We start from the raw sequence: 16,450 nt of genomic DNA, 5'->3' as shown, positions 1-16,450 counted from the left end.
GGCCCTTCTCCCCCGCAGGGCAGGCACCGGTCACCCGTAGGAGAGGCCCGAGCACAGGTCGTCGTCGGCGGAGCGGGAGCCGTCCGCCGCACCCTTCGGGAGCGCAGGCTTCGACGCTCCGGCGTCCGGTCGGGCCTTCTCGGCGGAGGGCGACGGGCCGCCGTCGCGGACGGCACCGCCATCGAGGGCCCGGTCGTCCTTGACGGCGCGCCACAGGGCGTCGGCGTCCGGCTGGACGAGGGCGACGCGCTGCCCCTCGTACCGCCAGGGGACGGTGACGAAGCGGATGTCGGACAGGTCCACGTCCTTCAGCGACATCGCGAACCCGACCAGCTTGTCGGGGGACCCGAGTCCCGGGTCGACGGTCATCGACTTCGACGCCGCCTCCGCGAGCGGCAGCAGCTTCGACGGGGTCAGCCCCTCGCTCTTCACCTGCCGGACCAGGCTTGCCGCGAAAGCCTGCTGCCGCCTGATGCGGCCGATGTCCGAGCCGTCGCCGATGCCGTGCCGGACGCGCACGTAGTCGAGTGCCGTGCGCCCGGAGACGGTCTGCTTTCCCTTGTGCAGCAGCAGCTTGCCGCGGGTGGCGCGCGTCGGGTCGAGGTCCTTCTCGTAGACGTCGCCGGGCAGGCACACCGGCACCCCTCCCACGACGTCGGTGAGGGTCGCGAAGCCCTTGAAGTCGACGACGACGGTGTGGTCGACGCGCAGCCCGGTCAGCTTCTCCACCGTGTTCTGCGTGCAGGCGGGGTTGCCCTCGGGTGTCTGCCCGACCGAGTAGGCCTCGTTGAACATCACGTTCCTGCGCGTTCCCGTCCAGCTTCCGTCCGGGAGCCGGCAGGGCGGGATGTCGACCAGGGTGTCGCGGGGGATCGACACGGCCAGGGCGTGCCGGTGGTCGGCGTAGACGTGGAGCAGGAACGCGGTGTCCGAGCGCCCCGCGTCGTCCTTGGCGCCCCCGCCCAGCGCGGCGTTGCCCGAGACGCGTGCGTCGGAGCCGATGACGAGGACGTTCATCGCCCCGGACGAGCCCTGCTCGGGACGGTCGTGGGCGACGCCGTCCGCGCCGAAGGTGGCGATGCTGCCGTCCAGCCTGAGGTACGCCCAGCCGACGCCGGCGACGACCAGTGCGAGCACGGCCGCCGGGACGGCCAGCAGCACCGCGGTGCGCCGGCGGCCCTGCCCTCGGGTCCGGCCGCGCCGCCTCGGTGCCGTCCTCCGGTGGCGCGGGCTCCTCCTGTGGCCGGTCGTCGTCGGGCGGGTTCGCGTCTTGCTGCGACTCATGTCTGAGAGGACGACCGATCGCGGCAATTGGTTGTACGGTTGCGCAATATGGCAATAATCGTGGCGGGTCCGGTCCCGGATGCCCGCCGCCCCGCACGGAGAGGAAGTGGGCCATGTTCCGCAACGCGTTGGAGCCCTGGCACCTGGTGATCCTGGTGGCCGTCGCCTTCGCGCTGTTCGGCGCCAAGCGGCTGCCGGACACCGCACGCGCCCTGGGCAAGTCCCTGCGGATCCTCAAGAGCGAGGCCAGGGCGATGAAGGACGACGGCGCCGAGACGGCCCGGCCGCCGGCGTCCGGAACCGCACCCCGGCTCTCCGCTTCGGACGGCGTCGGCGTCCGCGCCGCGCCCGGCGATCCGCCCCCCGCGGGTCCGGCCGCCGCGCGCCCGGCCACCGGGGAGGAGGGCGCCCACTGAGCCGTGCGCGGTGCGTACGCCGAGCTCCGCAGGGCGGGCGCGGGTGGCGGCCCGGTCCGGCGGCGGTCCGGGCCCGCGCGTCCGGGCCCGCGTCGTCCGGGCCCGCGGCGTCCGGTCCGGCGCGTCCGGGTCGGCCGGCGCCGAAGGTCAGGTGGCTTCGGGGTCGAACGGCGATGGCTGTGGCGGTGACGCGGGCGCCCCGGCTGCCCGGTCCCTCACCGGGGGCCCGGCCGGGCGGTCCCTCGCCAAGGACCCCGCCGGGCGGTCCCTCCCCAGCGGGTGGTCGTGTGCCGCAGGCCGGGCCGCGGCGCCGCCCGCCGCCTCGCGTGTCGCGGCTGCGGCATGTGCCATGTCCGTCCTCGGGTCGAGAGCGGTACGGATCTCGTCGAGCCCGAGGGGGTCGCCGGACTGCAGGTGCCGGCGCAGCAGCGTCCTCGGGTCCATGTCCCGGAACTCGAAGTCCGCGAACTCCGGTCCCCACTCGGACCGGATCCGCTCCTGCGTGCTGCCGGAGAACTCCCGTACCGCGCGGAGGAGGGCCAGCCCGTTCCGGACGGCTCCCGGCAGCTTCTCGGGGCCGAACAGGAGGAAGCCGAGGGCGGCCAGAACGATCAGCTTCAGCGGACTCACATCGGCGAACATCCGTCACCCCTCACGTCCGGACGGTGCCCTCGGCATCCTCGACGCCGACAGGCTCAATACGTGCAGTATTGCGCAATCGATGAAATCACACACGATGTCATCGGGCATCGCCGGGCATCGCCGGGCGCCGCAGGGGGCCGCCGGGCGCCGTCGGGGGCTGTCGGGGCGCCGTCGGGTGTCAGCGAGCGGCGCGCCAGGCCGGTTCGAGGCAGTCGAGGAGATCGTGGTAGGCCGCCGTGGCGTCGTCCCAGCGGCCGTTGGTGAGCGGAGCCAGCAGCAGGCCGAAGATGGCGCCGACCAGCAGGGTGGCGTGGCTCCGCGCGCGGTCTTCCGGTACGCCGGTGCCCAGGAGGGCGGAAGTGAGCAGGTCCGTCCACTGGGCGACGATGTCCTTCAGGACCGGCCCGTACCGTTCGGGGTGGAGCAGGCTGTCGGACATCACCTCGAGGTGCAGCGGGAAGGACGCCCGGAGGTCGGGGTCGGTGAAGAGCTGCCACACCTCCTCCATCAGGCGCCGCATGCCGGCGGCGTCCTCCGGTGGCCCCGCGGTCTTCAGCCGGTCGCGGACGCGCGGCATGGGGCGCCGGTCGTCCATCGCGAGGACTTCCGCGATCAGCCGCTCCTTGGTGCCGAAGTAGTAGAGCAGCATGCGGTCGCTCGTCCCCAGCTCCTCGGCGAGGGGGCGGAGGGATAGCCCGGAGAGACCGTTGCGGACGACGTAGTCGTAGATCCGCTCGAGCAGTTCACGGCGTTTGGCCAGATCGGGCGGGCGCGGCATCGGGGCTCCTCGGCTCGCGGGCGCGCGGTCACCGAGGGGGCCGCATGTCCGGAATTCCTATTTTGCCCCCACTTTAATGTAGTGCGCACTACAGTTGTCTGAGCAGCGCGGCCGCGTAGCGCGCTCCCCCGCTCGATTTCCCCGTCCCCACGCTTTTCCCGTATCCCGTATCCCGTATCCCGTATCCCGCTTCCCCGCCGCATCGAGTGCGGTCGGCCGTCAGGAAAGGACTGGTCCCCATGGTTGCTCGCGCCATCGGCTGCCTCGTGTCATCCCCTACGGGGCTCCGCGCCCGGCTGTGCCGTCGTCGAAGCGCGTGGTGGTCGAGGCGGGTTGCGGCCTGCGACGGCGAACCACCGGATCTCTCCCTGTCCTTCCGTGCCCGTCAGGCGGTGCTCTGGTCCCGTATGACGCAGCCCCTGCGGCCACTGGACTTCCCTCGCGCCCGGGCCACCGACCGGGAGGCCTCCTGGCCCCTGCGGCGCGAGCCGGCCTCGGTCCGCCGGGCACGGCACCTGGCGGTCGCGCAGCTCGACGCCTGGGGGCTGCGGGGGTTGCCCGATCTGGAGGAGACCGTCGAACTCCTGGTCAGCGAGCTGGTCACCAACTCCGTGCGCCACACCCGCGGCCCCCTGCGGCTCAACCTGCGGGTTCGCGACGGCCGCCTGTGCTGCGAGGTGGAGGACACCACCAGCAACGGCCCGGCGGGCGGTTCGGCCGACTGCTGGGCCGAGGGGGGCCGGGGCGTCGGACTCCTCGACGCGCTCGCCGACGCCTGGGGCAGCTGCCGCACCGCCACCGGCAAGACGACATGGTTCGAACTCAACGCGAGCGTGCCGGCGATCGCCTGACACCCCGGCAGGCGCGCCCGGCCGCCTGCCCGGCTCGGCTGCACGCACCGGCGCGCCCGGCCGCCTGCCCGGCTCGGCTGCACGCACCGGCGTGCGGGGTTGCCTGCCCGGCGCGGCTGCGAGGGTCGGCTGCGGGCGCCCTCCCGGCGCAGTCGCGCCGGTGTCACTTCGACAGTGCTTTGGCTATCTTCCGTGCGTCCAGGGCGATTTCGCGGAGCATCCCGCTGATCGGGTTCGTGAAGCCGGTGAAGTACAGGCCCGGGGTCTCGCGCGGGGTCCGTCCGCCGTGCACGACCGGCCGGCCGCGTTCGTCCAGCACGCCGAGATGCCCCACGAGCGGCTCCAACGCCCGGTGGTAGCCGGTGGCCGCGATGACCGTGTCCGGGGATATGCGGGAGCCGTCCGCCAGGACCACCTTGGCGTCGTCGAACGACTCGACGGCGGCGACCGGCTCCACCCTCCCCGTGCGGACCGCGTCGATCAGGCCCACGTCCTGGACGGGGATGGCGCCCTGCCGGACCCGTGTGTAGAGGCCCGCGTCGGGGCGCGGCAGCCCCCGGGCCGACAGATCGGGCACGGCGATCCGGGCCAGCAGCCGGCCGGCGGCGTCCACCAGCCGCACGGGCAGCCGCCGGACGAGTATCCCCGTGCGCTGCGCGGGCCAGCCCGCGGTCGAGCGGCGGACGATGTGCGGGGCGGTCCGCACGGCCAGGCGCACCCGCGCGGCTCCCGCCCCGGCCAGGTCCGCCGCTATCTCCGCGCCGGTGTTGCCGACCCCGACCACCAGCACGTCCCTGCCCTCGTACGGCGCGGGGTTGCGGTACGCGGAGGCGTGCAGCAGCTCGCCCGCGAACGCGTCGCGCCCGGGCCAGTCCGGCATACGGGGGGTGTGGTTGAAGCCGGTGGCCACGACGACGGCCCGCCCGGTCAGCCGGCGGCCGCCGGTCGCGTGGAGCACCCAGTCGGAGCCGTCGGGCTCGATCCTGGACACCTCCACGCCCGTCACCAGCTCCAGCTCGTGGAACTCGGCGTACTTCTCCAGGTACCTGACCACGTCGTCGCGGGCGACCCACCTGCCGAACCTGCGCGGTATGGGCAGCCCCGGGAGTCCGGACAGCCGGCGGGTGGTGTGCAGGTGCAGCCGGTCGTAGTGCCCGCGCCAGGAGGCGCCGACGGAATCGGACTTCTCCAGGACCACCGCCCGTACGCCCCGTTCCCGGAGGGCGGCGGCGACGGCGAGGCCGCCTGGTCCGGCGCCGATGACGTACACCGGGCGGTCGTTCGTGCGGTCGAGGTCTCTGAGGTCGGGCATGAATGCTGACTGTAGTGGCACGCGGTTGCGAAACGGTCACGGCCGGCAACCTCTTGCGCGCGCGGGCCCGCTTCCGGTGAACTGACGTACCGTCAGAATTGGTTGGGAGGGGTACCGGGCATGCAGACCTTCTGGCTCACCGGCGCCGAGTGGCTCGCCGTCCTCCGTATCGGACTCGGACTGTGGTGGCTGGAGAGCTGGCGCCACAAGGACAGGAAGGGCTGGTTCGAACGCGGCACCGGCATCGCCTGGGCCGCCGACGTCGCCGCGAAGCACCGCTGGACGGCGGTCAGGTCCGGCTTCGACCGGGTCGTGGCCCCGCGCCCCAGGGTGATGGCGTATGTCGTCGTCTACGCGGAACTCGCCCTCGGGCTGGGCCTGGTCACCGGATTCCTCACGCCGGTCGCGCTCGTCGGCGGCCTCGTCCTCAACCTGCTCTACCTGGTCCTGATGATCCACGACTGGGCCGAGCAGGGCCAGAACGCGATGATGGCCCTGATCTCGCTGGTCGCCCTGTTCGCCGTGTCCTGGCAGACCTGGTCCCTGGACAGCGCGCTGGGGCTCTTCCGGTGAGCGGGCGGGGGGACGGCGGCGGGAGCACCGGCCGGACGGGCGCCGCATCCGGCCGGATGGGCGTCGCATCCGGCGGGACGGGCGCCACCCCCGGCCGGGCCGCGTCCCCCGCGGGCCGGACCGCCGCGACCCCCGACATCGACGACTTCACCCGCCCCTGGTGGGACGCCGCCGCCGAGGGCCGTCTGCTGATCCGCCGCTGCGCCGCGTGCCGACGGGCCCACCACTACCCGCGCGAGTTCTGCCCGCACTGCTGGAGCGAGGAGGTCCGCTGGGAGCGGGCGAGCGGCCGGGCGACCCTCTACACCTGGTCCGTCGTCCACCGCAACGACCTCCCGCCCTTCGGCGCCCGCACCCCCTACGCCGCCGCCGTGGTCGATCTCGCTGAGGGCCCGCGGATGATGACCGAGATCGTCGAGTGCGCGGAGGAGGACCTGCGGATCGGGATGGAACTGGAGGTGGCCTTCCGGGAGGAGGGCGGGGGAGTGGTGGTCCCGGTGTTCCGGCCGGTGCCGGAGGCAGACCGTCCGGCCCGGCCGCCCGGCGCATGACGAGGGCGGGGAGCGCGATCCCCGCTCACCCCCTCGTCATGCGCCGTGATCCCCCGGCTCAGCCGTCCGGCGGCAGGCACAACTGGGCGGTGACCACCGCGAACAGCAGAGCCGGGTCCACGAACTCGCCGACGCCCGGCGGCCCCGCACGCCACGACAGCGGGTAGGTGTTGCCGTCGGCGGCCGGGATGCCGACGTACTGGTCCCGGGCGCACGGGCCGAAGCAGGCGGCACCGGGCGGCCAGGGGTGCTCCTTGCTGCTGCCGGGCGGGACGAGGAAGTACGTCCACCGCCCGCGCCACAACTCCCCTACGACGGGGCCGGGATGCCCACCGGTGGCCCGGACGAGGTGGTGCAGCACCGCCTCGCCGCGGACCCCGCGGACGCGTACGGCGTCGAAGTGGACCCCCGCGAGGCGCAGTCGCACCCCGGACGCCGGAACCCAATCGGGGAGTTTCTCGCTGGTCATGCCCCCGAGGATCGCCCCGGTTGCGTAGCGTGACCAGAGGGACACGGTCCACATCGGGCCGATGTGGGAAGGGCGGTGGGGCGGTGGGAGCTGTGGGATCGGGCAGGGAGCCTTCGCCCGCGCGTAGGCACGTGGGCGAACTGGTCAAGCTGTTCCGGGGTCTGGCGGACCTGACGCAGCGGGACCTGGCGGAACGGCTGCTGATGTCGGAGTCGCTGGTGGGCGCGTACGAGCGGGCCGAGCGGATCCCGACGACGGCGTTCCTGGTGGAGGCGGACGCGGCACTCGGCGCGAAGGGGGTGCTGGCGTCGTGCGTGGCGATGATGGAGGAGGAGAAGTACTCGCCGAAGTTCCTCAACTGGAAGCGCACCGAGGCCGAAGCGGCCAGCATCAGCGCCTACGAGACCATGCTGGTCCCCGGGTTGCTCCAGACACCGGCCTATGTGCGGGCGCTGTACGAGGTGCGGGTGCCGATGTACGAGCCGGAGGAGATCGACCGGCATGTCGAGGCGCGGCTGGAACGGCGGGACGTGCTCGACCGCAGGCCGAGACCGATCGTCTCCTATGTCATCGAGGAGTCGGTGCTGCACCGGCCGATCGGCGGCACGGCGGTGCTCAAGGAGCAGTTGGCCCATGTGCTGGAGTCGGTGCGGACCAGGAACCATCTGACGGTGCAGGTGATGCCGACGGAGCGGGCGGTGCACGCCGGGCTCAGTGGGCCACTGAAACTACTGAGCACCCGGGAAGGGCGGAATCTGGGGTATGCCGAGGGTCAGGGCGGGGCTACCTTGTTCTCCAGGCCCGAGGAGGCGAACCGGCTGATCGACCGCTTCGGTGCCTTGCGGGCCCAGGCCCTCACCCCCTGGGAGTCCGTGGCACTGATCGAGAGGATGGCGGCGAGACCGTGAACCCCGACCTGGTCTGGTTCAAGAGCAGCTACAGCGACAACGAGGGCGGCGAGTGCGTCGAAGTCGCCTACGACTGGCGTACCTCCAGCTACAGCGGCAACGAGGGCGGCGAGTGCGTCGAGGTCGCCGCCTGCCCCCACACCGTTCATGTCCGCGACTCCAAGGTGCCCGGCGGCCCCGTGCTCGACGTCGCCCCGGGCGCCTGGGCCGCGTTCGTCGCCACGACCGCCGCCCCGCGCGGCGCAGGGTAGTCCTCCTGGGCTGGCGGCGGCACGCGCCCCCGCGGTGAGCGCGGGGAGCGTGGGGGACATCGGGCGCGTCGCGGACGCGTCCGGGCCTCTCGTACCGCAAGGCCCGGACGTGCCCGTGGGGCCTCCCGTGCCGGAAGGCCCCACGTCACCCGCCCAGGAGTTCGGTGCCGGTGCAGGCGCAGGTGCCGGTGGAGATGCCGGTACCGGAGCCGTGCGTCAGAACCGGTCGTGCGCCCCGGTCATCCCCGGGATTCCGGGAGGCGTCGGCAGCGGAAGCCGCAGCCGGTCGTTGCGCTGTGCTGACGTGTTGCGGCAGGTCAGGTCCTTCGCGGGGAGCTTGCCCGTCGTCAGATAGGCGGTCGCCGTCTTGTCGGCGCAGGACTTGGAGCCGTAGATGCCGTGGCCCTCGCCGCCGAGGACGGTGACCATCCGGGAGCCCTTCATCGCCCGGCGCAGTCCCTGACCGCTGGCCAGCGGAGTCTGGGAGTCCCACTCGTTCTGCAGGACGAGCGCGCCGACCTTGTTGTCGATCCTGGTGGCCTGCTCGGGCCCCTGCTTCCAGAACGCGCACGGCTTGATGTTGGACGCGAAGTCGCCGTACAGCGGGTACCTGGCCTTGTCGCGGATCGCGTCGCGGCGGTACTGCTCGGGGTCGCGCGGCCAGGAGCGGGTGTCGGCGCACACGACGGCCCAGAAGCTCGCGTCGCCGTTGTCCGAGGGCACGGCGCGGGCGAACGACGGCGGGACGGGGCTCGGCGACGCGCTGCGCCCGCCGGACGGCGCCGGCTTCCTGCCCGCCGCGGCCTTCTTCAGCTCGGCCACCGCCTCCGCGGCGTTGACCGGGTCGAAGAACATCGCCCGCCCGGAGCGGATGTCGTCGCCGGTCACCGGTGTGCCGTCGAGGTCGATGGGCTTGCGGTCGGCACGGGCGACCAGGTCCCAGAAGGTCGTGCGCACCTTGGCGGGGGTGTCACCCAGCTTGTACGTGGTGTGGCGCTTGGCGGTCCACTCGGTCCAGCGGGTGAACGCGGGCTCGGCGCCCTCGGCCCACACCTGGATCATGCCCCGCCAGATCCGCTGCGGGTCGACGGCGCTGTCCAGCACGAACCGGTCGGTCCGCTTGGGGTACATCTGCGTGTAGACGGCGCCGAGGTAGGTGCCGTAGGAGTACCCCAGGTAGGAGATCTTCTTCTCGCCCAGCACCGCGCGGACGACGTCCATGTCGCGGGCGGTGTTGCGGGTGGTGAACTGCACGAGCGCGTCACCGCCCTTGGCCCGGCACTTCTCGGCGACCGTGCGGGCCCACTTCACGTCCTTGTCGAACGTCGCCGCCTTGTACGGCCGTTCCCAGTTCCGCTCGCTGTTCTTCAGTCCGCAGCTGACGGGGGAGCTCCGGCCGACGCCCCGCGGGTCGAACCCGATCAGGTCGTACCGCTTCTTCACCGACGCGGGCAGTTCGCTCGCCAGGAACAGCGGCATGTCCAGGCCCTCACCGCCGGGGCCACCGGGGTTGAGGAGCAGCACTCCGCGCCGCTCCTTGGTGCCGGTCGCCTTCATCCGCGACACCGCGATGTCGATCTTCTTGCCGCCGGGCCGCGCGTAGTCGAGTGGCACCTTGACCGTCGCGCACTGGAAGCCCGCCGGAGTCCTGGCGCCGCAGCGCTTCCAGCGCGGCTTCTGCTGCGTGTACTGCTTCAGGGGGTCCACTGCGGTGGTCGCCTTGGGTGCAGCGGCGGCCGAGGCGGTGGCGGGGGTGAGCGCGGGGACGAGGGCCGCGACGGCGCTGACGGCCAGAACAGGGGCTATGCGTCTGCTTCGCACAATGATGCAGGTCCTTGTGAAGGGGGTGGTCGATTCCCATCCACCCTTCCGCAGAACGCAGTTCGGCGAATCCGCCGCCGGGCGCGACGCCGGTCCGACCGCAGGAGGAGTGTGCGTCGCGACGAATGGTCCCCCGGGCTGAGAACGGAGCCCGCCCATTTGCCGTCCGGGATGTGCCGTCCGGGCCTTGCGGCGGCCGTCGGCCCTGAGCGGAGCACCGCTCAGGGCCGACGACCGTGCGACCGGCTGTGCGACCGTCCGTGCGACGCCCGCTTCCCCGGCCGGAACCCCGGCCGGAACCCCGGCCGGGATGCCGGCCCATGAGTCCGGTCGGGGAGCCGGTCTGGGCAGGGAGCCGCCGGTGCTGGCTCCGGCGCTCCGGCACTCAGGCGGCGGGGACGGTGAAGGAGTACGACTTCTTGGCGGGGGCGCTCACGGCGTTGGGCGTGGTCGTGACCTCGACGTCGAAGTTCGCCCCGTAGGTGGCGGTGTAGGTGCCCTCGCCCTTGAAGCTGAGGGTCTTCTTCGTGGTGTTCAGGCTGAAGCCGTCGGGGAGCGCGGGGGTGGACTTTCCGTCCCAGTTCGTACCGCTCTTCTGGACCTGACTGATCGTGTCGTACAGCGGCTCGTAGCCGGAGACGCACGCGCCGCCGCTGCACTGCCATCCGTCGAACTTGCCGCCGAGTTCGGTGGACAGTTGGACCTTGCCCGTGGCGGTCGCCTGCTGGAGGCGGACGGTGACCGTGGCGGTGGAGTGGGCCGGGACGGTGATGTCCTGCGAGGGGGCCGTGTAGCTGACGCTCTGGGACTGCGAGGTGCTGTTCTCCTCGCTGAAGGTCCAGGTCGTGGTCAGGGTGGTGCCCATCTTGACCGCCTTGCCCAGGTCAATGTCGGCCGAGACCTCGTTGGCGACGTCCACGCCCTTGGTGACGGTCTTCGACACGGTGTCGTCGAAGGTCTTGGTGAAGCTCTCGCTGGTCAGGGTGAGGGAGTCGTCGGTGTTGTTCTTCAGGGTCGACGTTCCCACGAACCAGAGTTCACCCAGGCTGACTTCGGGATCACCCACCGTGGTCACGGATGTACTGCTGTTCGTGACCTTGTCCGTATCCACGCGTGTGAAGGCGCCCACCTGGTCCTTGATCACGCTTGACAGGCTGGTGATACCGAGGGTGTCCGCCTGCGCGGGTGTCGCCACTATGAGGCCCATGGCGACCGCCGATGCCGTCAGAGGGTATATGAGGGTGCGTGCGCGGCGCTTCATTGTGTCGGTTCCTATCGTTCGATCGATTCATTCGGCTTGCCCCGCGCACGCTTCACCGGAGGGTTGACCGGAACCGGCGACGGCACGCTGTTCGCTGCTCGTCTGGGGAATCACGGGAGCACGCGGGACTCTCAGTGCGACGTCCGAATGCTCATCCCACCCGAGAATTGAAGGAATCCTAGCCAGGGGGGTCAGATGGAAGGTAAAACCGCGGCATCCGCCCGGTCATGTTTGATCCGCGGTTTCCCAGGCGCGTGTGAATTCACCCAAGGAGAGGTCAAGGTCGAGGCGGTCGTGCCGCCCGTAGCTCGCCGATGGGACGCTGCCGTCCGTGACGTGCCGTCGCTTATCCCGTGGATGTCCGTGGGTGCCGGCCGGTGGGCCGGCAGAACCACCGGGCAATCGTCATGGGGAAGTCGGCGCGGCTCGCTCTGGCAATTCGGAGGCTATTCCCTGTGAGTTTCCTGTGAATGTCTTTCCGGGGCGGGAGAAAGGCGCTCGTCGCCCTGGCGTCCGGGCTTCAGCGGGCCGGAAGATCGCCGGGCGTCAGGGCCACAGCAACTCCCGGACCCATGAGTCCGCCCCGTCCGCCCGCCGGTAGCGCAGCCGGATGTGCCGGCGGCGGGCGTCCCCCTGGAAGAACTCGACCTCGGATGGCACGAGTACGTACACCGTCCAGGTCTCCGCCATCGCCTCCGGACGGGCTTCCGCGCGATCCCACGCGGCCGCGCTCGCCCGCAGCAACTCCTCCTGCGAGCCCAGGACCTCGCTCTGCCGGCCGACGAGCGCCGCCGCCAGCGCCCCGGTGGACCGGACGTGCAGATCCGTGTACGCCTCCTCCGGGGTGCCCGGTACGACCCGGCCGCGGACGCGTACCTGCCGGCCGTGCACGGGCCAGTAGAAGCCGAGCGCGGCCTCCGGACGGGCCGCGAGCTGGCGGCCCTTGGCGCTGGTCGCGTGCGAGGCGAAGTGCCAGCCGCGGGCGTCCGCGTCGTGCAGGATCAGCGTCCGCAGGTCGGGACGGGAGTCCCCGTCCACGGTCGCGAGGGTCATGGTGTGCGGTTCGGGCTGCCCGGCGGACGCCGCCTCCACGAACCAGCGGTGGAACAGCGGCAGCGGACCGGCCGGGGCGGCGTCCGGGTCGAAGGACGGCAGGTCCGTGTCCCACACCTTGAGCGATCTGAGCAGGTCGCGGAAGTGCTGTGCGGTGGCGTCGCCGCCGGGCTCGTGCGTCATGGGCCGATCATCACACCCGGCCCAGGTCGGACGACAGCCACCGCTGCGGCCGCATCCGCAGCACGACCGTCTCACCGTGGTCCTTCAGGGCGAACTCGACGTAGCCGTCCACCTTGTCCGGCGGAAGGTAGCGCCCGGCGAGTTCCCGCAGCGCCGCTTCGGTGCCGGGCTCCGTCGACGTGACGGGCCCCTCGACCTGGACGTAGCGGACCGTGGGCTCCAGCCGGTCGACCATCAGCGAGAACCGCCCCGCCGCGTCGATCAGCCGGTGCTTGCGCGAGTCGCGCCCGGTCAGGATCCAGAGGTCCCCGCCGGGCTCGTACTGGTACCAGATCGGCACGCTCAGCGGCGCACGGTTCTCCTCACCGGAGTCGATCGCGATCGCCGCCACATGGGGCTCTGCCAGGAACTGCTCACGCTCTTCGCGACTGAGGGCCACCGGGTCTCCTTGTGAGCTAGTGAACGGTCTGCGGGAGTGGGCGCCCTGCCACTGTGCCGCACCGGCCGCCGCACCCCGCCCCGGACGCGCGGGAACCGGACACGGTCCGCGGCCGGACCGCCGATTCCGGGGTGAGCGAGGTGTGCGGGAGGCCGGTACTCCGGTCCGACGGGACGGCCGCGCCGTGGAGCGCGCCCGAGTCCGGGATCTGGACCGCCGCGCGGGCCCCTGCCGGTCGACGTGCCGGTCAACGGCCCAGCACCACCGTGCCCGAGGAGCAGAACCAGCCGCCGGTGCCCGAGGCCACCGCCAGTTCCGGGACGCTGCCGTCAGGTCGCCGCACCTGGTGTCCCCCCGCCTCGCCGCGCAGCTGGCGCACCGCCTCGACCAGCAGGAACAGACCCCGCATGCCCGGATGGCAGGCGGAGAGCCCGCCGCCGTCGGTGTTCACGGGCAGGGCCCCGTCCAGGCGCAGCCGGCCCTTCTCCACGAACGCCCCGCCCTCTCCCTTCGGGCAGAACCCCAGGTCCTCCAGGGTCACCAGCGTCATATAGGTGAAGGCGTCGTAGACCTCGGCGATGTCGATGTCCCCGGGCCCCACACCCGCCCGCTCGAACGCCAGCCGCCCGCTCACCGCGGCCGGGGAGACCGTGAAGTCGTCCCACTCCGACATCGTCGTGTGGGACACGTGCTCTCCGGTGCCGAGGACCCACACCGGCGCCTTGGCGGTGTCCGGTACGTACTCCTCCGCCACGAGCAGCACCGCGCAGCCGCCGTCGCTGCGGACGCAGCAGTGCAGCCTGGTGAACGGGTCGGCGATGACCGGCCCGGACAGCACGTCGTCCACGGTGATCGGGTCGCGGAACATCGCGTCCGGGTTGCGGGAGGCGTTCGCCCGCGCCTGCACGGCGACTTCGGCCAACTGCTCCGCCGTCGTCCCGTACTCGTGCATATGGCGCCGGGCGGCCATCGCGTACTTGGCGATCAGCGTGTGCCCGTACGGCACCTCGAACTGCAACGGCCCGCGGCTGCCGAAGGAGAGGTCGGAGGTGCGGCGGCCCGCGCGGATGTCGGCGCGTGCCGTCGAACCGTAGACGAGGAGCACCGCGTTCGCGTGCCCGGCCGTGATGGCGTCCGCGGCGTGCGCGGCCATGACCTCCCAGGTGGCACCGCCGACGGCGGTGGAGTCCACCCAGCGCGGCCGCAGCCCGAGGTACTCGGCGACCTCGGCGGGGGCGAGGGTGCCCAGTCCGGCGGACGCCACGCCGTCCACCACGTCCCGGCCGAGACCGGAATCGGCGAGCGCGCGGCGGGCCGCCTGGGCGTGCAGGGCGTACGGAGTGGGGCCGTCGACGCGACCGCAGTCCGAGAGGGATATGCCGACGACGGCGACCTTGCGCGGGTGGCGCTGACTCAGTGGCATACATCTGACGGTACATCAGATGTGGCTCGCCCCGGTTCTCCGGGGCGGCCGCGCTCTGGGCTTCTGCCGTCCCCTCCCCTAATATGACGCCCCGTCAGAGGTCGAGGGGAGCCCCGATGGACGCCGCCTTCACCACGGAGCAGTCCGAGATCCGCCGCACCCTGCGCGGCCTGCTCTCCAAGGGCGTGCCGGCAGGACCGCCGGGGCGCGGCGGCAGCGACTCCACCACGGACGCCGGGCCCGGATACGACCCCGCCCTGTGGGCACGGCTGGCGGGCGGTCCGGGATTGCCCGGACTGGCCCTCGACGAGAAGTACGGCGGCGCCGGCTGCGGCACCACGGAACTCGCCCTCGCCTTCGAGGAGATCGGCCGCGCACTCGTACCGCTTCCGCTGTTCGCGACATCCGGACTGGCCGCACCCCTGATCACCGCGCTCGGCACCGAACGGCAGCGCTCCGCACTCCTGCCCGGCATCGCCGACGGCTCCCTCACCGCCGCCCTCTGCCTACCCGGCGCGGCACTCGCCACCGCCCTCGACCTCACCCGCAGCGACCCGGACGGCACCTGGGCGGGCGGCGGCCGCGCCGGTGGCATCCAGGCCGCACCCGACGGCACCGGCTGCTGGCGGCTCTACGGGGAGGCCGCGCAGGTCCTGGACGGACACAGCGCCAAGCTCCTCCTCGTCGCCGCGCACACCGGCGGATTCACCCGGAGCCGCACCCTCCTCTTCCTCGTCCGCGGCCGGGACTCCCGCAGCCGGGACTCCCGAGGCCCGGACTCCCGAGGTCAGGAGTCCCGAGGTCAGGAGTCGCGAGGTCAGGAGTCGCGAGGTCAGGGCGCCCGAGGCCGGGACTCCCGAGGCCAGGGCGCCGGCGGTCTGCGCCGCACCCGGTGGACCGCGCTCGACGACACCCGGCCGCAGGCCCGCGTCCAGCTCCGCGACACCCCGGCCGAGCTGCTCGGCGACGACCCCGGCGCGGACGTGCCCGGCGCGCTCGCCGCCACCGGCCGCACCGCCGCGGCACTGCTCGCGGCCGAGGCCGTCGGGGCGGCCTCGGCCGCGCTGGACCGCACCGTGGAGCATGTGAAGGGCCGCGAGCAGTTCGGCCGGCCGATCGGCTCCTTCCAGGCGGTCAAGCACCGTCTCGCCGACCTGTATGTGCGGGTGCAGGCGGCCCGGTCCGCCGCGTACTACGCCGCCTGGGACCCGCGCGAGGGCGTCCTCGCACTCGCCCAGTGCCTGGAGGCGCTGCGGACCGTCACCGGCGAGGCGATCCAGCTGCACGGCGGCATCGGCTTCACCTGGGAGCACGACGCCCACCTGTACTTCAAACGCGCCGCCTCCGACGAACTGCTCTTCGGGCCCGTCCACCGGCTGCGCGCACACGCGGCGGAGGCGGCCGGCCTGCTCGCCCCCGCCGGCCGTGCCGGTTCCGTCGCCCCCGCCGGCGGCTCCCGGAGTGGCCCAGGGCCGGCGCCCGGCTCGCGAGACGCGGCGGAGGTCTGATGCGCACCGGGGTCCGCACGGTCCGGAAGATCTCCTCCACCCGCGTCTTCGCACGCATCGCCCCACATGTCGTCCCCGCCGTGGACCGGGCCGTCCACCGGCTCACCCGGGGCAGAGTGCTGCTCAGTGCGCAGCTGCTGCCGGGGCTGGTGCTGACCGCGCGCGGTGCGAGGACGGGGCTCGCGCGCCGTACGCCGCTCGCGTGCATACCGGAGGAGGCCACCGGCACCTGGGTCCTCGTCGGTTCCAACTTCGGCCGGCCCGGTCATCCGGCCTGGACGGGCAATCTGCTCGCCCACCCGGAGGCGGAGATCAGCTGGCGGGGCGCGGACGTGCCGGTGCGGGCCGAACTGCTCACCGGCGAGGAACGTGCGGCGGCCTGGGAGGCCGCGCTCGCGTTCTGGCCGCCGTACGCGACGTACCAGGCGAGGGTGGAACGCGAGATCCGGCTGTTCCGGCTGGCGCGGCGGACCACCGCCCCGGACTGATCCGATACGGCGGGACGGACGGGCCGCGCGGCCGGCCGGCGCGCGGAAGCCGCGACGGTGTCCGGACGTGCGTGGGGCGCGCGGGCGGCGGATGTGCCGGTGCCGCGTGTGACCGGGGACGGTGTGCCGGTGGTGCGGCGCGCGACGGAGCGCGGGCGCGCCGGAGGCGGGCGGGGCCGGCGGCGAACGTGCCGGTGGGGGTGCGGCGGCGAGTGGACGTGCCGGAGTCGGGCGGGACC

The 16,450-nt window shown here is 72.8% G+C and carries 18 protein-coding genes; 8 read left to right on the top strand and 10 right to left on the bottom strand.

Annotated elements, in window-relative coordinates; translation table 11 throughout:
• Positions 1 to 30 precede the first annotated feature (30 nt).
• Positions 31 to 1,284, bottom strand: a complete 1,254-nt coding sequence (locus DDW44_RS13205; protein WP_483027309.1) for an LCP family protein — start codon at positions 1,282 to 1,284, stop codon at positions 31 to 33.
• Positions 1,285 to 1,397: 113 nt separating this feature from the next.
• Here DDW44_RS13205 and tatA point away from each other — a divergent pair, with 113 nt between their 5' ends.
• The gene (gene tatA / locus DDW44_RS13200; protein ID WP_108906553.1) at positions 1,398 to 1,700 is read left to right on the top strand and encodes a Sec-independent protein translocase subunit TatA; all 303 of its coding nucleotides are present in this window, start codon (positions 1,398 to 1,400) and stop codon (positions 1,698 to 1,700) included.
• 147 nt (positions 1,701 to 1,847) lie between these two features.
• Here tatA and DDW44_RS13195 read toward each other — a convergent pair whose 3' ends face one another.
• Together DDW44_RS13195 and DDW44_RS13190 are read right to left on the bottom strand one after the other, a co-directional pair.
• Positions 1,848 to 2,342, bottom strand: a complete 495-nt coding sequence (locus DDW44_RS13195; RefSeq protein ID WP_108906552.1) for a twin-arginine translocase TatA/TatE family subunit — start codon at positions 2,340 to 2,342, stop codon at positions 1,848 to 1,850.
• Between the two features lie 178 nt (positions 2,343 to 2,520).
• Positions 2,521 to 3,120, bottom strand: a complete 600-nt coding sequence (locus DDW44_RS13190; protein WP_108906551.1) for a TetR/AcrR family transcriptional regulator — start codon at positions 3,118 to 3,120, stop codon at positions 2,521 to 2,523.
• 239 nt (positions 3,121 to 3,359) lie between these two features.
• Here DDW44_RS13190 and DDW44_RS13185 point away from each other — a divergent pair, with 239 nt between their 5' ends.
• Complete coding sequence (locus DDW44_RS13185; protein ID WP_346657081.1) at positions 3,360 to 3,971, top strand: ATP-binding protein; 612 nt, start codon at positions 3,360 to 3,362, stop codon at positions 3,969 to 3,971.
• A 163-nt stretch (positions 3,972 to 4,134) separates the two neighbouring features.
• Here the strand turns inward: DDW44_RS13185 and DDW44_RS13180 are convergent, their stop codons facing one another.
• A complete protein-coding gene (locus tag DDW44_RS13180) occupies positions 4,135 to 5,283 on the bottom strand; it encodes a flavin-containing monooxygenase (protein WP_108906549.1) in 1,149 nt (382 codons plus the stop codon).
• Positions 5,284 to 5,403: 120 nt separating this feature from the next.
• Here DDW44_RS13180 and DDW44_RS13175 point away from each other — a divergent pair, with 120 nt between their 5' ends.
• Positions 5,404 to 5,856 carry a DoxX family protein gene (locus tag DDW44_RS13175; protein WP_108906548.1) on the top strand — a complete coding sequence of 151 codons (453 nt, stop codon included), beginning with the start codon at positions 5,404 to 5,406 and terminating at the stop codon, positions 5,854 to 5,856.
• A gap of 56 nt (positions 5,857 to 5,912) precedes the next feature.
• Entirely contained in the window at positions 5,913 to 6,407 is a 495-nt protein-coding gene (locus tag DDW44_RS13170) for a Zn-ribbon domain-containing OB-fold protein (RefSeq protein ID WP_244224023.1), read from the top strand.
• 58 nt (positions 6,408 to 6,465) lie between these two features.
• Here DDW44_RS13170 and DDW44_RS13165 read toward each other — a convergent pair whose 3' ends face one another.
• A complete protein-coding gene (locus DDW44_RS13165; protein ID WP_027732090.1) occupies positions 6,466 to 6,876 on the bottom strand; it encodes a hypothetical protein in 411 nt (136 codons plus the stop codon).
• 131 nt (positions 6,877 to 7,007) lie between these two features.
• Here DDW44_RS13165 and DDW44_RS13160 point away from each other — a divergent pair, with 131 nt between their 5' ends.
• Together DDW44_RS13160 and DDW44_RS13155 are read left to right on the top strand one after the other, a co-directional pair.
• Positions 7,008 to 7,784 carry a helix-turn-helix domain-containing protein gene (locus DDW44_RS13160; RefSeq protein ID WP_108906546.1) on the top strand — a complete coding sequence of 259 codons (777 nt, stop codon included), beginning with the start codon at positions 7,008 to 7,010 and terminating at the stop codon, positions 7,782 to 7,784.
• Entirely contained in the window at positions 7,781 to 8,035 is a 255-nt protein-coding gene (locus DDW44_RS13155; protein WP_108906545.1) for a DUF397 domain-containing protein, read from the top strand. Before DDW44_RS13160 ends, DDW44_RS13155 begins: the two co-directional genes overlap by 4 nt.
• Positions 8,036 to 8,251: 216 nt before the next feature.
• Here the strand turns inward: DDW44_RS13155 and DDW44_RS13150 are convergent, their stop codons facing one another.
• The 5 genes from DDW44_RS13150 to DDW44_RS13130 form a co-directional block, all read right to left on the bottom strand.
• Entirely contained in the window at positions 8,252 to 9,856 is a 1,605-nt protein-coding gene (locus tag DDW44_RS13150; RefSeq protein WP_108906544.1) for an alpha/beta hydrolase, read from the bottom strand.
• Between the two features lie 385 nt (positions 9,857 to 10,241).
• Complete coding sequence (locus DDW44_RS13145) at positions 10,242 to 11,117, bottom strand: ETX/MTX2 family pore-forming toxin (protein WP_108906543.1); 876 nt, start codon at positions 11,115 to 11,117, stop codon at positions 10,242 to 10,244.
• A 546-nt stretch (positions 11,118 to 11,663) separates the two neighbouring features.
• Entirely contained in the window at positions 11,664 to 12,353 is a 690-nt protein-coding gene (locus DDW44_RS13140; protein ID WP_108906542.1) for a pyridoxine/pyridoxamine 5'-phosphate oxidase, read from the bottom strand.
• 10 nt (positions 12,354 to 12,363) lie between these two features.
• A complete protein-coding gene (locus DDW44_RS13135; RefSeq protein WP_017945590.1) occupies positions 12,364 to 12,792 on the bottom strand; it encodes a pyridoxamine 5'-phosphate oxidase family protein in 429 nt (142 codons plus the stop codon).
• A 247-nt stretch (positions 12,793 to 13,039) separates the two neighbouring features.
• Complete coding sequence (locus DDW44_RS13130) at positions 13,040 to 14,215, bottom strand: thiolase C-terminal domain-containing protein (RefSeq protein WP_108906541.1); 1,176 nt, start codon at positions 14,213 to 14,215, stop codon at positions 13,040 to 13,042.
• 116 nt (positions 14,216 to 14,331) lie between these two features.
• Between DDW44_RS13130 and DDW44_RS13125 the strand changes: the two genes are divergently transcribed.
• Positions 14,332 to 15,723, top strand: coding sequence for an acyl-CoA dehydrogenase family protein (locus tag DDW44_RS13125; RefSeq protein ID WP_108906540.1), 1,392 nt, complete (start codon positions 14,332 to 14,334; stop codon positions 15,721 to 15,723).
• Positions 15,723 to 16,211 (top strand): nitroreductase/quinone reductase family protein, encoded by a 489-nt coding sequence (locus tag DDW44_RS13120; protein ID WP_017945593.1) that lies wholly within the window; start codon positions 15,723 to 15,725, stop codon positions 16,209 to 16,211. The genes DDW44_RS13125 and DDW44_RS13120 overlap by 1 nt, the downstream gene beginning before the upstream one ends.
• Positions 16,212 to 16,450: the final 239 nt, after the last annotated feature.

The organism is Streptomyces tirandamycinicus (assembly GCF_003097515.1).
Classification (GTDB): Bacteria; Actinomycetota; Actinomycetes; order Streptomycetales; family Streptomycetaceae; genus Streptomyces; species Streptomyces tirandamycinicus.
This window is presented reverse-complemented; position numbering and strand designations above follow the sequence as displayed.

Excerpts from the sequence above, each read along its gene's own strand:
- DDW44_RS13125 (WP_108906540.1), top strand. The coding sequence starts at position 14,332 with ATGGACGCCGCCTTCACCACGGAGCAGTCCGAGATCCGCCGCACCCTG.
- DDW44_RS13120 (WP_017945593.1), top strand. The coding sequence starts at position 15,723 with ATGCGCACCGGGGTCCGCACGGTCCGGAAGATCTCCTCCACCCGCGTC.
- DDW44_RS13195 (WP_108906552.1), bottom strand. The coding sequence starts at position 2,342 with ATGTTCGCCGATGTGAGTCCGCTGAAGCTGATCGTTCTGGCCGCCCTC.
- DDW44_RS13165 (WP_027732090.1), bottom strand. The coding sequence starts at position 6,876 with ATGACCAGCGAGAAACTCCCCGATTGGGTTCCGGCGTCCGGGGTGCGA.
- DDW44_RS13170 (WP_244224023.1), top strand. The coding sequence starts at position 5,913 with ATGGGCGTCGCATCCGGCGGGACGGGCGCCACCCCCGGCCGGGCCGCG.
- DDW44_RS13140 (WP_108906542.1), bottom strand. The coding sequence starts at position 12,353 with ATGACGCACGAGCCCGGCGGCGACGCCACCGCACAGCACTTCCGCGAC.
- DDW44_RS13180 (WP_108906549.1), bottom strand. The coding sequence starts at position 5,283 with ATGCCCGACCTCAGAGACCTCGACCGCACGAACGACCGCCCGGTGTAC.
- DDW44_RS13130 (WP_108906541.1), bottom strand. The coding sequence starts at position 14,215 with ATGCCACTGAGTCAGCGCCACCCGCGCAAGGTCGCCGTCGTCGGCATA.
- DDW44_RS13145 (WP_108906543.1), bottom strand. The coding sequence starts at position 11,117 with ATGAAGCGCCGCGCACGCACCCTCATATACCCTCTGACGGCATCGGCG.
- DDW44_RS13190 (WP_108906551.1), bottom strand. The coding sequence starts at position 3,120 with ATGCCGCGCCCGCCCGATCTGGCCAAACGCCGTGAACTGCTCGAGCGG.
- DDW44_RS13185 (WP_346657081.1), top strand. The coding sequence starts at position 3,360 with ATGGTTGCTCGCGCCATCGGCTGCCTCGTGTCATCCCCTACGGGGCTC.
- tatA (WP_108906553.1), top strand. The coding sequence starts at position 1,398 with ATGTTCCGCAACGCGTTGGAGCCCTGGCACCTGGTGATCCTGGTGGCC.
- DDW44_RS13175 (WP_108906548.1), top strand. The coding sequence starts at position 5,404 with ATGCAGACCTTCTGGCTCACCGGCGCCGAGTGGCTCGCCGTCCTCCGT.
- DDW44_RS13205 (WP_483027309.1), bottom strand. The coding sequence starts at position 1,284 with ATGAGTCGCAGCAAGACGCGAACCCGCCCGACGACGACCGGCCACAGG.